The organism is Gynurincola endophyticus, from assembly GCF_003991195.1.
Taxonomy (GTDB): domain Bacteria; phylum Bacteroidota; class Bacteroidia; order Chitinophagales; family Chitinophagaceae; genus Gynurincola; species Gynurincola endophyticus.
The window spans coordinates 265,845-283,080 of the sequence record NZ_RCWL01000007.1 but is presented as its reverse complement, the minus strand read 5'-3'; the positions used below and the strand labels follow the sequence as shown (position 1 = coordinate 283,080).

Genomic DNA, 17,236 nt, shown 5'->3' with positions numbered 1-17,236 from the left:
AGATCTCAATGGGAAACATGAAGATAATGAAGGGATGAAGGGAAACTAGCTAACCGGCAACATTTCATTCGCTTTTCAACTTCATTCTCTTCATGTTTAAATGGTGATCATAAGATAGAAGAAGCCAAAGCGAAGCGGCAGGAGCTTTTAATTTCTAATGGTAAAAAAACTTCAAGCTTTCAGAATATCCTGCCCCTGCCACTGATGTATACCTGGTGTAGCTTTCTTTACGGCATGAATCATAGCTGCTGCCAGTTCGTTGGTTTTCATCGGACGGTGTTTCTTAAACAGTCCGATTGCATTAAAAAAGTTCATGACTTTTACAGCTATCACTTCTCCTGAACGATCACTGTTAGCTCGTGCTAACACTGGCGGATTAAAGATCTGCAACGCTGTGAAGTGGAGTTTTTTAATAGCTTCTTCCAGCTTTCCTTTCATTTTCGGGTAGAAAAGTTTTGAATCAGGAGAAACATAAGCCGCCGATACCAATACAAAAACCGGAACCTCATTTTCAGAGGCCACTTTAGCAAAATTATATTGATAATCATAATCTACCTTCCATTGTGCTTCTTTACTACCTGCTGCTTTAAGGGTGGTACCCATTGCAGAAAAAGCAACATCCCCATGCACCAGATGACTCCAGGTATGGGGATGTTCAAAATCAACAATATGTTCAACTAATTTATCGTGTTTAAAAGAAAGCGCTTTTCTTACAAAAACCACTACCTGAAGAAACTTACTATCATTCAGCAGTTGTTTTACAAGGTCAGAACCGGTGGCACCTGTGGCGCCTATAATCAGGGCTTTCATGTGTCGATAAATATTTTGAGTGTTTTATATGAACTATAACATCAAAACCCTCCCGGATGTTTATCAATTCCGGAAAAATCTACCAGAAACCAAACATGCTATTTTGGCTTTTAGACTTAAAGTCTTTGATATTATAGCTGAATGTTAACAGAAAATATTGTTGCAATACGGTAGTATTTACATCCAGAATATAGTTCTGTTGAATCGTTCTGCTGATTGCCCGGTTACTTTTCAACGCATCAAATACTGACAAAGTTATCTGTGCTCTTTGCGACTCCATAAACTGATAAGTGGCCGCAATATTCCACAGATGTACATATTTAGGCATATCCGGACCGGTCAGCTGACGATAATGCATGGTATACTTTGAATTGAATACAAAATGTTTGCCCGGTCTGAACGTCAGCTCATTGAAAATATTTTTATTGACATAGGTAAAATTACTCAGCACCTGATTTTCAAAACGGTTATAGTTAATATTATGATTATAGGCAACCGAGAAATCTAACAGGTTTCCTAATGTTATCATGACTCTGGGGGCAAAATTCACACCGGATATCAAAGAAGTAATGATTTCTGAATTTAAAATACTTCTATTCTCGCTATGATTGGCACCTCCGCTCATTCCAACAGTAAACTTATTTTTAGTGCTGACAGTAAATATTTTATTAGCAGAAAAATTACCAAAGAAGTTTTTGTTACCGTCCAGTTGTATCCAGCGGGTTGTTTGGTTACCTAATGCATCAATACTGCGGTTGCTCACAATAGCATCATCCAGAAACTGCGCAGAAACATATGCAGAATAAGTGAACTTTGGATTAGTGTATACATTCAGGTTCATACTTGCTGAAGTAGTTTTACCCGGACGCAGGTTAGGATCGCCGATAATGATATTCATCGGATTATTGGCATTTACAACCGGCTGCATTTTATCAACTGTGGGTACATTCATGTATTGTGATAATCCCATGCTCAGGTGGTTACCGTAGCGTATATTCACCGATGGCAGGAACATACCGAAATTGTTCTTTTGTTTATAACCGAGCGACGTGAAATTATTAGTATAATTAAGATCAACATAAGAAATACCCGGAGAAAAAGTAAATTTTTTCAATTTATAGTTTAAACGCCCGTTGAATTCCTGGCCAAAATCTTCACGTGTATAATCGTTAGACAGATCAGGTAAATAAACATTGTATAAATCTTCTGAAAACAATGCGTCGTATACATAAATGCCACTACGGTTTTCTTTCCATTCCAGTTTATGCCTGAAGGAAACATCGATTGATTTATTAATAACTTTAGCCAGTGTGATATAGTTTTGTACTGATCTCACTGCGATATCCTGATCTTGTTTTCTGTTTTGATACAAAGTATCTACAGCAATATATGAATTGATCAGTTTATTAATGTATACATCATTGCGACTATCCATATCTGTATAATTACTAATATTCAATGAAAATCCTTTTTTCATTTTTTTATTAAAATTCAGATAGTGATTATAGGCTAATGAGTATTGTTTATCTCTCCCATCAATAGTACTTTCATTCAACTTTCCTTCGAAATTCTGATTTGTCAGTGAAAATTCTGGACGGATATTATTACCATTCGTTGCATTAATTTTGGGTGTAAACTCTAATCTTGTTAAAGAATCTATTTTCCAGAAAGCACGTAAACTGGCCATGTGCGAATTTCTTCTGGTGACCCTGTCTATACGTGTTGAAGTGGTAAGAACCGTATCCTTTACAAACTGTTCACGAACTGAAGTAGAAGCGAATTCATCTTTAGAACCTGTATAGAAGTATTGTGCGTTCAGGTCAAGATGTTTTCCGATGGTGTGATTAATATTAATTCCTGCACCTTTAGAAGTTTCAATCCCCATTCCCAAACCTCCGAAACTAATTCCATTCAATGCAACTCCTCCGCTTGAAGTAATAGCTATGCTGTTAAAACCACTTCTGTTAAAACCTCCTGCACCGGTTAATTCTCCCATTGAAAAGGCACCTTTTGAAAGATTATTGGAAAAACCGAGGAAACTGATCTGAGTGGTATCTCTGAATAAATTAACGATTCCACCAATTTCATGTCGGTCGCTGGTACCGGCGCCCGCATACAATTTACCGAACATTCCTTTTTTGTATTCCTTTTTCAGGCGTAGATTAATGACCTGTCCTACTTCAGAAGGCGGGCGATTCGGATCGTCGAACAAATCTCTTTCGTCGTTATGTACCTGTACTTTATCAATGGTATAAGCCGGTAAGTTTTTAGTGGTTGCTTTCAGATCATTGCCAAAGAACTCTCTTCCATCAACGAGAATACGGTTTACTTTTCTTCCATTTACCATGAATTGGCCATCTTCGGTCATCACAACACCCGGTAATTTTCTGAGCAGGTCTTCTACCATTGCTGTAGGCAGGGTTTTAAAAGATTCTGCATTGAATTCGATCGTATCTTTACGCATTACCACGGGTGGTCTTTCTGCTGTTACTACAACATCTTCCAATAAATCTGCGGCTGGTGTTAAAACCAACTCCCCTAAATTTAATGCAGTACTTTCTTTAGATAATGTAAAGGTTTTACGGTAAGAGTCAAAACCTGTGTAGGATACTAATATTCTCAACTCAATATTCAAAGGTAACTGGGTAATTCTGAACTTTCCGGCAGGATCAGTCAGTTTGTAGTTAACAATAGAAGTGTCTGATGCTTTAAAAATAGTTACCGTAGCGAAAGCTAAAGCTTGTTTCTGTGCATCTTTAATACTTCCTTCAACAACTCCGTTCTGAGCATTTGAAACTAATGAACCCGCAATCAGGAAAATGAATAAGTAAATGGCACGCATTACAGCATGAAGGGATTTTCTCATTGTTTAGTTTTGTTCTTTTGGCTGAAAATAGATCAACGAATAACTAATAATTAATAATTATTAATTAAGAATTAAGAATTAATAGTTGATCGTGGCAAATCGTTAAAAGAATATGATTCAGAAAAAGCATAAATCCATATAAATAGTAAATAAAATTATTAGCTGCTCATTCTATTAAACATTTTTATCATTTATTGAATTGTCAGATAATTGCCATCTAACTAATTTCTTATAGTTATGGCTTGCTTTTTGATCACTTTTTTGACAAATGTCAAATTATGATGAGTATTTAGTTTACAACTGATATCATTCTTATTTTTGACCGGCTTGTCACATATTAAAATTTATATTAACCTTTGAAAAATTCATTAATCAGCAACTTAAAAAGCTGAACTGTCAGTCATATTCATACTTTATAAAAGAATATGATCAACTATTTATAAACCATTGTCTGGCTATTCTGCTTAAGAACAGGCTATAAAAGTGAAACAGTTTTGTATTGATCAACTGTTTCTATCAAAGTATTATGCATAAATTGGCTTTATTATTATTAATTCCGGTGGGTTATTCAACTTGTAATGAAAGAAAAACAAATTCACCGGATACTAAAAAACAAACTGAAGAACGGGTTCGCAGTAAAGAGCTTTCCGTTAATAGAATAATGAGCTGCGCATTAGTGAAACAATCGGCCAATTATTATCACCAACTTACTACACACTATTTTGCTTTGTAGTACTTATTTTATGCAATAACCTGTTAGCTGAACAAAAATAACAATAGATTCTTCCGGCTATGAATAAAAGGGATCAATCACTGTGAATTTGTGACGAAAGGTTCTTTTTACAAGAAAAGCAGGGAGGTAAATTCATAAGAAAAGCCGGAAGTAAACCTCCGGCTTTATCTATTTATAAAAATTATAATATTTATTTTTTAGTTCTTTTGACAATCAGGAATAAACTTAATGTTCCTAGAATCAAACAGGCGGCAGAGAACTGATATACGACCGATAAAGGAATGGCAGCATCTTTTAAGGCTCCGCCCACATATACCATCAATCCGCCTACAATAGTACTCAGGAAATTTAAAAATCCGTAGCCGGTAGCTATATACTTTTCATTGATGATCTGGCGTAATGCAGGCATCAGGTTAGAATCATTAAAGCCTCTTGCCAATCCGAAGATGAACATTGCCGCAATAGCAATTGCAAATACAGAGGTGAACGAAAGTAAAAATAAAAACGGAGCGCCCACTAAGAAACCGATGATAATCATGTTGAGGCGTGCATTTGGATTGGTAGCACTCCATCTGTCTGAAATAATACCTCCTAACAATACACCTACAAATGAACCGATCTGAATATAGGCAGTTGCAGAAATACCAGCTTCACCTAATCCCAGATCAAAACTTTCTTTCAGGAAGGTCGGCATCCAACCATTCACCAGCCAGTTTACCATTCCCAATACACAAAAGAAAATAAGTATGATAATGAAGGCATAGTTTTTAAACAGTTGTGATAAAAGAGCAGATATTTTTATCGGTTCTTCTTTGGTTTCAGCTGCTGCCAATTCTTCTGCAGAAGCCTTTTTATCTTTCAATCCGTAAATCAATACGAATGAGTATAAGATTCCGAAGATTCCGAACAGGTGGAATCCGAAGCGCCACCCGTATGCTTCAGCAATAAAGCCCCCCACTCCACCTAAAGCCAATCCTGCGTACAAACCACTCATATGTATGCCGGTAGCCAGTGACCTCGTTTTTCCCTTATGATAATCTGTTATCAACGCCAAAGCAGCAGGAATGTAACAAGCTTCACTCATTCCCATAATAATACGTGAAATGATCATTTGATGATACGTTTGTGCGTACCCGGTAAACACTGTAGCTGCCGACCATACGACTACACTGAAAATAATTACTTTTCGACGGCCAATTTTATCGGCGAAATAACCACCGAAAGGACTTAAAAATCCATACGACCATAAGAATACCGAAGTGAGTAATCCGAATTGTGCGTCGTTCAATTGAAAATCAGCTACAATAGGGTCGCGCATTGAAGTGATCAGAATCCGGTCGAGGTAATTCAAAAAAGCTACTACCCATAATATACTAACCAGAAACCATGGATAAGAAAGCCCTAATATTTTTTTCTCTTTCATATAGCAACAGTGAACTTGTTATTTAATTTTTGCAGTCAATATCCTTGGTGTTCTGATGGCTGGTCTTACTTCACCCGAAGGAATAATGATATGATTCTTCCACTCTACCATATTAGTAGTAACCGGAGCCCACGTACTTTCGTTAGGAGTTTCTGCAGCATTTTCTTTAATGGTTACGGGTATTTCACCATTTATTTTCCATTGCTTTTTGTTGAAATCAAACTGAAGAATTTTCGTTTCAAAGCCCGGATGTTTTTCTCGCAAAGTACCGGCCTCTGCAGCTAATTCTCCGTTATCTCCACCAAAAATAAATAACTGATCACCTTGTGTATAAGCAGTAGAAGGGGCAGCTGCTACCGAATAAGGAAGATCCGGTAATGTATCCCATCCCTTTTCTTCACTATACACATAAGCGTCCGTAAGATAACTTCTTACACCGTCTACTAATTCAACTCCACTTAACAAAACAAACCGATCATTCCACACACCGGCAACACTTAACATTCTTGATTTTCCGGGAGCAGGAGAAAGCACCTGCCAGCCTTCTGTAGTATTTTTCAGGTTTAATGACCAGAATAGCGGTGTCGTATTTTTATCTGTATCATTGATCAGCCCTCCCGCTACATATATTTTATCATTTACGACTGCACCGCAACTATTTGCGAGTGGTTGCGGCAAAGAAGGCAAACTGTCAATAGAGATCATTTTATTCTCATAAATTAAAGACCAAACTTTATCAGAGTGCCCGGTTTCATTTGAACCACCAATAACAATAAACCTGTTATTGTAAGTAATACTGGTTCCATAGCCCAGTGCTATTGGTAAAGTACCTGCGGTTTTCCATTGTGCTTCCGGACTCTCAAGAACAAATACACTGTTGTACCATTTTTTCACACCACCAGTCCAGGGAGCTTTTCCATCAGGGAAATTGGCACCACCGGCAAATATCAACGCACCATTAGAAACACCTGAAAATCCACCTGCAAATCCAAAGGGGTCCGGAATTGAGTCAAGCTGCGACCATTCAAAAGTTATCATAGTTAACCGATCGTTAGAAGATGATTGTTTACAAGACAATACTGTACTTAACAAAATCATCCCCCCCACTATTCTCAATTTGAAATTGTCTTTAAGCGTCATGAGATAATTTTTATAAAAAATTAAATCTGCTTTATACAGAATATAAAATATCACACTGTATAAAAACTGAAATTTTATGCAGTTTACGAAAAGAAAAAGACAAAAACAATATGTAGGACAAATTAATTTTTCTCTAAATGAAACAGACTAAAAAAATGAACAAAAAAAAGCTGAAAAAGGTAATTAAAACCTGATTCAGCCTGAAGTAATTTATTGAAGTGCAGACTTTCAGTTTAATCGCTGCAAATGTGGTTGTAAATGAGCTGTCATTGCAGCTTTGAATTCATCTTTTGTTCCATTTTTCAGAATCTTTACCAGATCGGCATGAGAAACGGTAGCCGGTTGATATTGTTTTTCGAGTTGAATAACGTATCCGAACAATGGTAGCAACATATTCTGAAATCGTTTTAATGTATCATTACCGGTCATTTCGTATAACTTACCGTGAAAAGCAATTTCATTCTTCAAACGGAATTCGGTTTCGTCAGCATTTTCACTTTTAACAATAGTTTCCAGTTCTTCGATATCCTTATCTGTTTTTCTCATATACAACAGATCAGCCAATCCTAATTCCAATACTAAACGAAGTTCAAAAATATCTTTCAGATTTTTATCATCAATGATTAACGGATCTAATACTCTTTCGAAACTGCTTAATATATCAGGAGTGGTGAGTACCATTCCCCTTCTCTTCTTTGTTTCAATCATTCCTAACATCCTTAATCTGCTCAGTGCTTCACGTATAACGTTTCTGCTTACGCCTAATGCTTCGGCAAGTTCCATTTCTTTAGGTAAAGGGTCGCCAGGTCGAAAAGATTTTTTCTTGAGATACTCTCTCAATCTTGTTTCAACAATATCAGCCATGGTAGCCGAAGGGTTCTTTTTGCGTTCCTTACCGGCTGCTTTTGTTTTATTGATCTTTAATTCACTTTTTAACCTGCTCGAAGCCATATGGAGATTTTAATATTAATAGATGTTTACTATGGCAATGCAACAAACAAACATTCAGCAATATACTAACTTAACGATGTTTATTCTATTCTAATGATGAGTTTTTTTATACAATTCTCATTTATCGGTTATTTCATATTGTCATGATTCTAACGTTGGTACTACAGGTAAAGTATTTCCGGTTTCTTTTTGCCTTTGTATAAAAAGATACAAGAGTATAATACCGACGAGTACCATTACAATTCCTACGAGTAAAGGAGAAGCAAGTCCAAATCCCAGTGCGATAGGAATTCCTCCTAAGAAAGCACCTAAAGCATTTCCGATATTAAAGGCTGCTTGTGATGCCGATGCGCCCAGCATTTGTGCTTTTTTCACAGTCGTAATCATCATCATCTGTATCGGTGCGCCGATTGTAAAAGTGATTAAACCAGTGAAAAACACCATTGTAACTGCGATTACGGTATAAGAAATTGTCAGATAGTTAATGGCTAAACAGATAGCAACCCCTACAAAACTAATCAGCGCAGTGATTGGCGGAGAGAGTTTATCAGCCAGCCGTCCTCCTAAAATATTACCAAAACACATTCCCAATCCGGCCAATGCCATAATCCACGAGATATTACCCGGCTCTACTTTTGCCAGGTCTCTCATCATTGGTGCGATGTAGCTGATCCAGCAAAATAATCCGCCGGTTCCGATAGAAATCATCAATATCAGCAATAAAGGATCTAATTTCATCAGATGTCTGACTTCTTTTTTCCATCCTCCCTGCTGCACAGCTTTTACATCCGGCAACAAAAAGACGATTGCAAGCACTGTTATTAATCCTATCAACGCAATCAAAGCAAAAGCCCATCTCCATGAAACCATATGACCAAGTTGTGTACCCAGGGGAACCATTAAAAGGTTAGCAAAGGTTAATCCGGCAAACATCATAGAAATGGTTCTGGCTTCTTTTCCGGGAGCCGCTAAACGGCTGGCCATTACAGTTCCGATTCCGAAGAAAGCGCCATGCGGTAGCCCGCTAAAGAACCGTGCAATAAACATTGTCCAAAAGGTAGGTGCAACAGCAGCCAATGCATTAAAGATGGTAAAAGCGATCATCAGGCCGATGAGCACTTTCTTAGGTGCAATTTTTCCGGTGCCTGCTACCAATAACGGTGCACCCACCACCACTCCAAATGCATAAATAGAAATTAAATAACCAGCGTCAGGAATTGATACATTGAAAGTTGTAGCAATATCCGGCAGTAAACCCATGATTAAAAATTCTGCACTTCCGATTCCCAATCCTCCTAAAGTAAGAGGTAAAATTCTTGTATTCATTCTAAGCTTCTTCTAAAAAAGTAAAAGTAGGTAAATTCACAATATCTCTTTCTTACACTTTTCCAGATTTCCTGATAATGCGAATAGTTGTAAATTTGATGATGAGCCATACTAACTCTCCTGATCCGTTCAGACATTTAGATTGCGGAACGTCAAGAAAATTTTCCGTTTTATCGGAAGATTATCTGTTTTTTAGCGGAACAGATTATCTGGGTATTTCGCAAAACGATGATTTTAAATCACTTTACATACAAGGCATTGAAAAATGGGGATTCAACAACGGAACATCCCGCAATAACAATGTTCAGCTCAATATTTATCCGGAGGCTGAAAAACTGATAGCAGCTAATTATCATGCCCCGGCTGCTTTGGTTACTTCCAGCGGTTACCTGGCTGCACAGCTGGTAGTACAAAGCTTTTTTAGTGAAAAAAATATTCTTTTCAGTCCGCTAACGCACCCTGCTATTTGGTTAAACAGTAAACCGTCGGTAGAAATTACATCTTTCGAAAGCTGGAAAAGAGATACGATTCATCACATCAACACTTCACCTGAAGAAAAGTTTATCATTGTTTCAAATGCCGTTGACCCGCAGCAGCCTGCCTTGTTACACTTTGAAGATTTTTCTACGATTGATCCGTCAAAGCAGGTTACTTTGATTATTGACGATTCGCATGGCATTGGTTTTACGCGTAACGAAGGGAAAGGTGTTTATCAGACACTTCCTCAACAAAAAAATATTACGAACATTGTAGTAGCGTCTATGGCCAAGGGCCTGGGCATTCGTGCGGGTTTGGTATTATCAGACGAAGCAACTATTGATCAATTAAGAAAATCCGGTATGTTTATCGGTGCTTCACCGGCAGCTCCCGCCAGTATGTATGCTTATGTAGAAGCACAGCATATTTACCGTCATGCTTATCAGACATTGCAAATCAACAATCAATATTTTCGTGAAAAGCTTACACAACCTTTCAGTTGTGTAGAGGAACTACCGATTTATGTAAGTGCAAACGAGCAGTTGTTCGGGCAACTGAAGCAACAAAAAATATTGATTTCAAGCTTTGCTTATCCAAGTGCGAGTGATCCGTTGTTAAACAGAATTATTATTAATGCGGCTCATCAAAAAGAAGATATCGATCAACTACTGAAAGCATTAGCCATTCAGTAGTGCTTCAAATAAAAACACCTTGTTGCAGCGCAACAAGGTGTATAGAACAGATTGAGGGGCTATTAACGATTTAAGTTCAATTCTTCTAAAGTGAAAGTTTGAAAAATAAGATCTGCAGAACCACTTTCATACAGAATACCGATGGTATGTTCATTTACACTGCTAATGCTGGAATATCCCCTGCTTCGCATATCATCTAACAGTACCCAATTTTTTTCGGGCCATGAATTACCGTCATCAGTACTCACTTTAAGAGTAAAGTTGTTTCTGAATGATTTAGAACTCGGGTTAGAGAAAAATAACAATGATTTATTCTGATTTTCTTGCTGATAAAAATGTTTATATAAACTTCCCATACAGGTAGGTTCAATTAAAGCATTGCTGGAAGTCGGATGTTCCGTCCATGTTTTTCCAAGATCAGTCGTTGTGGCAATCACTCTTCCGTTTGAATCACTCAGGTTTTCACGGTTTTTATTTCCTCGCATGTTTAACATCAACGAACCGTCGTTTAGTTGAACCACCGCTGCTTCTGTTGTGCTTTCATGACTGGCGGCATTCGATGTTTTCCAGGTTTTACCACCATCTTTACTATAAGTAACATTTGAGAACGGCACACCTTTTTCATTCCGGCCTTGTGAAGGAAATACCAATGTTCCATTTTCCATGGTAATTCCATTACCCGGGCCCGGTGCAAACAGCCACCATTTTTTATTTTTAGCTTTCGTAATATTCTGTGGTTCCGACCAGGTTAAGCCGTCATCACTGCTTTGGGTAATTAAAAACTGTGATGTTTGTTTTACTCCGTAACCAGGTTGTGAGCCTTTTGTTCTCCATTGGTGATTCCAGATGGTAGACGTGTCAGTAAGATTTTTTATCCACTCACCTTTTTCATTGATCACGCCGTACATCCATAATCCGGCAATAAAAATTTTATCACTGTTTTTGTCAACGAGAATAGCTGCATCCGAAACGCCATTGAATCGTTGAGGTAACCCACCCCATTCACCTTTGTCTAATGCAATTTGCATTGGCTGCCAGGTTTGTCCGCCATCGGTACTACGGTGGAGGGCAATATCCATGTGCCCCTGCAGGTCTCTTTCTCTTTCATACCGGGCATCGAAAATGGCAATTAGAGTTCCTTTATGAGTTGTTGCCAAACCGGGGATTCTTGAAGTGTGCACATTATCCTGCTGATGAAAACGTACGCCGGTTGCCACTTTTAATTGTGCTACTTTTCTGGAAGTAGTAAAATCAACCTTTTGCCCGTTCACATTGATATTCTTTAAATCAAAAGAAATAAACTCAGACAAAGGCGTTTTATGATCAATACCCAATGCAATCACCAAATAGTTTTCTCCGGCTTTAAGATTTACTTCTGCAGAGAAATTAATTTGATTGATTCCGTTAATATTAACGGAATCAATCAAAGGGAGTTGCTCGGTTTTTACCCGATCATAGGGTAACTTGTCCTTAGTATTGAATAAATAAACTTTTTTCAAGTGCTGAATATTGGTAGATCCTGTAAAGTCAGCTACCAGATTCAGGTTTATTTTTTCTGCTTTTGCTGTATTTATTTTCAGTATGCTCAGTGCATTTGAATGTTTATTATTCAAAATCGGCACCTGAACTTCATGTTGATCGATCGTTAAACCTGTTTGTGCCTGTATCGAAAAAACAGTACAGCTACTCATCAATAACAACATTAAACCCGCAATCTTCCTATTCATAAGATACTTTATTATAAATTAAACAGATCTGTTATCTCCTGAGCCGTTAAAGCTTTCTTGTAGATAATTAAATCATCCAGTGCACCAATCAGGAAGTTGGAGAAGCTGGTCGGACCTTCCTGGAAGGCAATTTTGAAATCCTGATCTCCTGATACGTTTCTGATATTCGGTGTAGTCATTGATCCTACCATGATATTATCTACGTATACTCTCATAGAAGTTCCTTCTCTTACGCAAACCACATGACGCCACACATTATTGCGAAGATCGCCCGGTTCACCAAGATTGATAATCGATCCGCCACCGGGAGCTTCCGTATTAAATCTCATTCTTCTATCGGTTGTATTATCATTTAACCTTAACCATGACTGATTATCGCCGGTTTGATTTTTACCCGCCTCCTGCCAAAGTACCATTCTTGCAGAAGAGTTGGTTTTCACCCATACCGAGATAGTGAAGTCATTCAGACCAAGGTTCATTATACCGTTCGATTTAACCAGAATGCCCTGTGTTCCGCTGAACGAAGCAGTTGTTCTGCTATTATTAAAACGGTCATTTACCGTAACGGTGTCGATGGTTCCGTGTCTTTCAATCAACATAGCTGCCGGACCCGCATCTGCCAATACTTCATTGAACGGGAAGAACATTGCTAATTGATTGCCCGGAACGACCATCATATAGTGTTCTACTTCTTTAGTAGATGATTTCTCTGAGTTCGAAACATGTAAAGTAACCTTATATCTTCCCGGAGTTGAATAAGTCACTACAGGGCTGGCATCAGAAGAAGTAGCCGGTGAGCCTCCTTCAAAAGTCCAGGTTCTGTTTTCAACCGTACCGATTGACAAATCACTGAAAGTAATCTGAGCACCGGTATAAGTAGCAGTGGTAGTAGCTTTAAAATCTGCATTCACCGCGGTAAGATCGATCACTGTGATTACATCTTCTTTGATGATTTCTTTTTCTGAAACAGGGTTTTTAGCTTTCAGCGTTACTGTATAAATACCCGGTTCTTCAAATTTAATCAATGGACTTTTTTCAGTAGAAGTAAATGAATAGTTATTTTCATTCGTAAATGTCCACAACCATTCTGTTGGCAAACCGGTGGTTTTATCAGTAAACTGAACACTTTCGTCCTGAATGATCTGAGCTTTATCAAATTCAAAATCAGGAGTGATTTGATTATATCCTACAGTAATTAACTCTTCCTTTACTAAGGTTGTTTCAAAATTAGAGTTCTTTACAACGAGCTTAACGCGATATTTACCTGGTGCTGCGTAAAATACTTCAGGGCCTGAAAGTTCTGAAGTTGCGGGAGTACCACCTTCAAACTCCCAGAACCATTTAGAGACGAGGCCTTCTGATTCGTCAATAAATTTCACTGTACTTTCTGCTAAAACCTCAAAATTATCAGCCCCTATTTTAGGAACAATAGTATAATCAATTTCGTCTTTTTTACAGGCAAAAAGAACGGTCAGCATAAAAGCACATATGGCAAAATATGATTTCATGACAATAAAATTTAAAAGTCATTGAATAGTAACAATCGAATTAGTTTTTTACTGTTTCGAAAAATGCTACTTCTTTCAATTCGTTATTCAAATTGCTAAATTGTTGTTGATTTAAGGGTTGTAATGGTAATCTGCATGGTCCTACCTGATAGTTCATCATTTCCATGATGGCTCTTTGGGCAGGAATAGAAGGATATCTGCATAATGCCAGCACCATTTGTACTGCTTTAAATTGCAGTTGTTGTGCCTGTTGCAGGTTACCGCTTTCAAAAGCCTGTTTAGCTTTTAAATAGATAGGGGCTGCAAAAGTATATGTACTTCCGATTGCACCTTTAGCACCTACAGCTAATGCACTCAGTAGCAATTCATCGTATCCGAACAGAACATCAAATTTGCCATCTTTGTAATTCAGACAAGCCTGATATTCATGTAAGGTAGAAGCGGTGTATTTAATGCCGTTCAGGTTAGGAATTTTTTCTTCTGCCTTTTTCAGAAACTCAATCATATCAGTTTGAGCACCGGTAATAGCAGGAATATGATAATAGTAGAATGGTAATGCCGGTGCTGCGCTGGCAATTTCAGCCATTGAATTCACCAGTGCATCTACAGAAAATCCTTTATAATAGAATCCGGCAACAGATGAAAATGCATCAGCTCCGATCTCAGCAGCATGTACTGCTAATTTTTTAGATTCGTGAATAGAAGTATGTCCTACGTGAACAAATACCAGAATTCTTTTATCAGCAGCTTTCACGTATGCTGCTGCGATTTGCATTCTTTCTTCTATTGTTAAATTCGGGCCTTCGCCATTTGATCCGCAAACAAAAACTCCTGACACTCCTTCAGCAACCAATCGATCTACAATACCCTGAATAGGTGTTAAATCGATACTTCCGTCTTGGTGAAAAAAACCAAATGTTGCTGCAATTAATCCATTAACCTTCATGTATGTTATTTTATTTCTATTTAAATAATGTTACCGGTACTTCTCTGAATGTAATCGTCTCGTAAGGATTAGCGATACCGCCTTCATACAGAATCCCTACCGTCTGGTCATTAATCATCACGATATCAGAATAAGCCGAAGGGCCTGCGTGAATACGCACATATTTATCCCAGCTGCTACCATTGTTTGTACTCATTTTAATGGTCATATTTTCTCTGGCAGTGCTGGCCGGATTAGAGAAGAATAAAGTATGCTGGCCATTTACGTAAGCGTCTAATAAACTGCCCTGACAAACCGGTTCTACCAGATTGTAATCAGTGCGCATGTTTTTCCAGGAAAGGCCCGCATCTTCACTTTCGGCTACCCAACGTGCATTTCTTCCGGTTGCTCTCATGTTTAACATTAACCGGCCATCAGATAATTCTGCAACCGTTGATTCATTAGCTCTTTCGTTCGGACTGATTCCGCCGATATGCCAGGTATCTCCCAGATCATCAGAATAAATCACGTGAGAGAATCCTTTACCACCGTTTCTTCTCAGTTCAATGTAATCGCAAGGAATTACCATTCTGTTTTTGTGTGGTCCGGATTGAATCTGCAATCCGTGTACAGGGCCGGTTGCATACCATCCCCATTCAGGCTTCTTCACATCATTGGTAATTTCTTTGGGCGCATCCCAGTTAAGTCCGTCATCAGTACTATAAGTAATAAAAACGCGGCGGGTATCTGTACTGGTTCCATCATTGATTGTTCCGATTTTATCGGTACCCAGGTTCCAGGTCATTAATAACACCACTCTACCTGTAACCTGATCTACAATTGGAGAAGGGTTACCGCAGGTGTTATTGCCATCACTCCAAACCACCATTAACGGCCCCCATGTTTTACCTCCGTCAGTAGAACGTTTTAATACTAAATCGATATCATCCTCGTCACTACAATTGTTCTTTCTGGCTTCTGCAAAAGCCAGTAAAGTTCCTTCTTTAGTTTTAACGATTGCAGGAATTCTGAAACAGAAATACCCTTCCGATCTGCGCTTAAAAATAGCATCAGTAGAATCCAGATCCCTGATAGGGTTATCTATAGCAATAACATCCGGACCTAGCATATTTTCTTTTGGAGTGCAGCTGGCAAACACTCCCATTAACAAGCATATATATAATAGATTCTTCATTCTTTTAAATTTTAGCATTAATAGCCATCGGTTTGCTCAAGGTTACCATTCAGGTCAATCCAGGTACCGCGAATCGGGAAATAAAGCGGTGTATTTAACCCGTTTAATTTTGGTACAACATTGTACACATCGATTGTTCCGGCATAATGGAAACGTAACAGATCATGCCATCTTTTTAACTCCAGGAACAATTCTCTTCCGCGTTCATTCAGAATTTCTCTCTCAACAGAAACTTTATCAGTAGCTCCGGAATAATTTCCGATACCGGCTCTGTTACGTACAAGATTTAACTCTGTAATAGCATCATTAGGAAGATTTTTAGCTGCCAGAATTTCTGCTTTTAATAATATCATATCAGCATGACGGTAAACGATAATATTATCATCGTAGAATCTGTCATCTGCATCTGTATAATAAGTTCCTCTGAATTTATTATCGAATACTCCTATTACGCTACTATTAGCATCTACCGCTCTGATAAAACTGATATCTCTTCTTTTATCATTTGCGGCAAAAGCATTCATTAGCTGAGTAGAAGGTGCATAAGTACTTCTTGCGCCTGATCTTGCATATGCCAATGCTTCTTTATTCACTGCAGGATTAAGAAAAATATCTCTTGGTTTTAATCTTGATCCGTAATGATCAGCACGTTCATCACGTTGGAAGTGAAGTGAAAAAATAACTTCCGGGTTATTCTTGTTTGCAGAAGAAAAAATACTACCAAAATCATCTACCAGAGAAGTTTGTGCTTTTGCCAGATCTATTACAGCCAACGCGCTGTCTAAACTTGCGGTACCACCGTTCTGTACTTTAGCTTTCCACAAAAATGCATTTGCTTTGAGTGCATAAGCAGCCGGTTTGGATGCTTTACTCTTATGTACAAATCCTGCTTCAGGAAACAAACCAATCGCATGGTTCACGTCACTGAGAATCAGATTCATGATTTCATCTGTACCAGCACGGGCCGGTAAGGGATCGTTATCACTTTCTGTAGGCTCTACCACCAACGGAACTTTTCCCCATGATTTGGTTAACAAAAAGTAAACATAAGATCTTACAAAGTAAGCTTCTGCCATCACCCTGTTTTTAGTATTCTGATTACTGAAAGTAATTTCAGGTGCATACTTAATCACCAGGTTCGTGTGATGAATCAGATTATAATGATCTAACCATGAAGGTGCATTGGCATCGTTCAGAATCTGCTGCCATGCATCAGAACCCGGACCTTCCAAACCTACTACGAAATGGTCGGCACGGTCTTCAAAGTGATAAGTACTGTTCATTAAACCGCGTAAATCAGAATAGATACCGGTCATGTATCCCAACACATCGCCTTCAGTATTCCAATAAGAATCAGAAGAAATCCATGCAATGGGCTTTACATCTAACAATTTGTTACAGGCTGCTAAAGAAGAAGCAAACACCGCAATCATCAAATATTTATATAAAGATTTCATTTTGCT

12 protein-coding genes are annotated in these 17,236 nt (G+C 38.2%); 1 reads left to right on the top strand and 11 read right to left on the bottom strand.

The window, feature by feature from the left end; all coding sequences use genetic code 11:
- Positions 1-171: 171 nt before the first annotated feature.
- The 6 genes from D9O48_RS14195 to D9O48_RS14170 all read right to left on the bottom strand — a co-directional run bounded on the left by D9O48_RS14195 (position 172) and on the right by D9O48_RS14170 (position 9,249).
- Positions 172-810 (bottom strand): NAD(P)H-binding protein, encoded by a 639-nt coding sequence (locus D9O48_RS14195; RefSeq protein WP_126973634.1) that lies wholly within the window; start codon positions 808-810, stop codon positions 172-174.
- A gap of 79 nt (positions 811-889) precedes the next feature.
- Positions 890-3,676 carry an outer membrane beta-barrel protein gene (locus D9O48_RS14190; protein ID WP_126973633.1) on the bottom strand — a complete coding sequence of 929 codons (2,787 nt, stop codon included), beginning with the start codon at positions 3,674-3,676 and terminating at the stop codon, positions 890-892.
- A 923-nt stretch (positions 3,677-4,599) separates the two neighbouring features.
- The gene (locus D9O48_RS14185; RefSeq protein WP_126973632.1) at positions 4,600-5,832 is read right to left on the bottom strand and encodes an MFS transporter; all 1,233 of its coding nucleotides are present in this window, start codon (positions 5,830-5,832) and stop codon (positions 4,600-4,602) included.
- Between the two features lie 18 nt (positions 5,833-5,850).
- Positions 5,851-6,972, bottom strand: coding sequence for a galactose oxidase (locus tag D9O48_RS14180; protein WP_233589250.1), 1,122 nt, complete (start codon positions 6,970-6,972; stop codon positions 5,851-5,853).
- Between the two features lie 228 nt (positions 6,973-7,200).
- On the bottom strand, positions 7,201-7,923 hold the full coding sequence (locus D9O48_RS14175; protein WP_126973631.1) for a FadR/GntR family transcriptional regulator: 723 nt from the start codon (positions 7,921-7,923) through the stop codon (positions 7,201-7,203).
- 141 nt (positions 7,924-8,064) lie between these two features.
- Positions 8,065-9,249 carry an MFS transporter gene (locus D9O48_RS14170; protein ID WP_126973630.1) on the bottom strand — a complete coding sequence of 395 codons (1,185 nt, stop codon included), beginning with the start codon at positions 9,247-9,249 and terminating at the stop codon, positions 8,065-8,067.
- 77 nt (positions 9,250-9,326) lie between these two features.
- On the opposite strand from D9O48_RS14170, the gene D9O48_RS14165 reads away from it, so the two are divergent.
- Complete coding sequence (locus tag D9O48_RS14165; RefSeq protein ID WP_126973629.1) at positions 9,327-10,418, top strand: aminotransferase class I/II-fold pyridoxal phosphate-dependent enzyme; 1,092 nt, start codon at positions 9,327-9,329, stop codon at positions 10,416-10,418.
- A gap of 62 nt (positions 10,419-10,480) precedes the next feature.
- Here the strand turns inward: D9O48_RS14165 and D9O48_RS14160 are convergent, their stop codons facing one another.
- The 5 genes from D9O48_RS14160 to D9O48_RS14140 are packed head-to-tail and all read right to left on the bottom strand — an operon-like array spanning position 10,481 to position 17,230.
- Entirely contained in the window at positions 10,481-12,145 is a 1,665-nt protein-coding gene (locus D9O48_RS14160) for a sialidase family protein (protein ID WP_199750583.1), read from the bottom strand.
- 11 nt (positions 12,146-12,156) lie between these two features.
- Complete coding sequence (locus tag D9O48_RS14155; RefSeq protein ID WP_126973628.1) at positions 12,157-13,653, bottom strand: PKD domain-containing protein; 1,497 nt, start codon at positions 13,651-13,653, stop codon at positions 12,157-12,159.
- A 40-nt stretch (positions 13,654-13,693) separates the two neighbouring features.
- Entirely contained in the window at positions 13,694-14,599 is a 906-nt protein-coding gene (locus tag D9O48_RS14150) for a dihydrodipicolinate synthase family protein (RefSeq protein WP_126973627.1), read from the bottom strand.
- Between the two features lie 16 nt (positions 14,600-14,615).
- Positions 14,616-15,773: a sialidase family protein gene (locus D9O48_RS14145; protein WP_199750582.1), complete on the bottom strand. Its 1,158-nt coding sequence runs from the start codon at positions 15,771-15,773 to the stop codon at positions 14,616-14,618.
- A gap of 17 nt (positions 15,774-15,790) precedes the next feature.
- Positions 15,791-17,230 carry a RagB/SusD family nutrient uptake outer membrane protein gene (locus D9O48_RS14140; protein WP_126973625.1) on the bottom strand — a complete coding sequence of 480 codons (1,440 nt, stop codon included), beginning with the start codon at positions 17,228-17,230 and terminating at the stop codon, positions 15,791-15,793.
- Between the last annotated feature and the right edge of the window lie 6 nt (positions 17,231-17,236).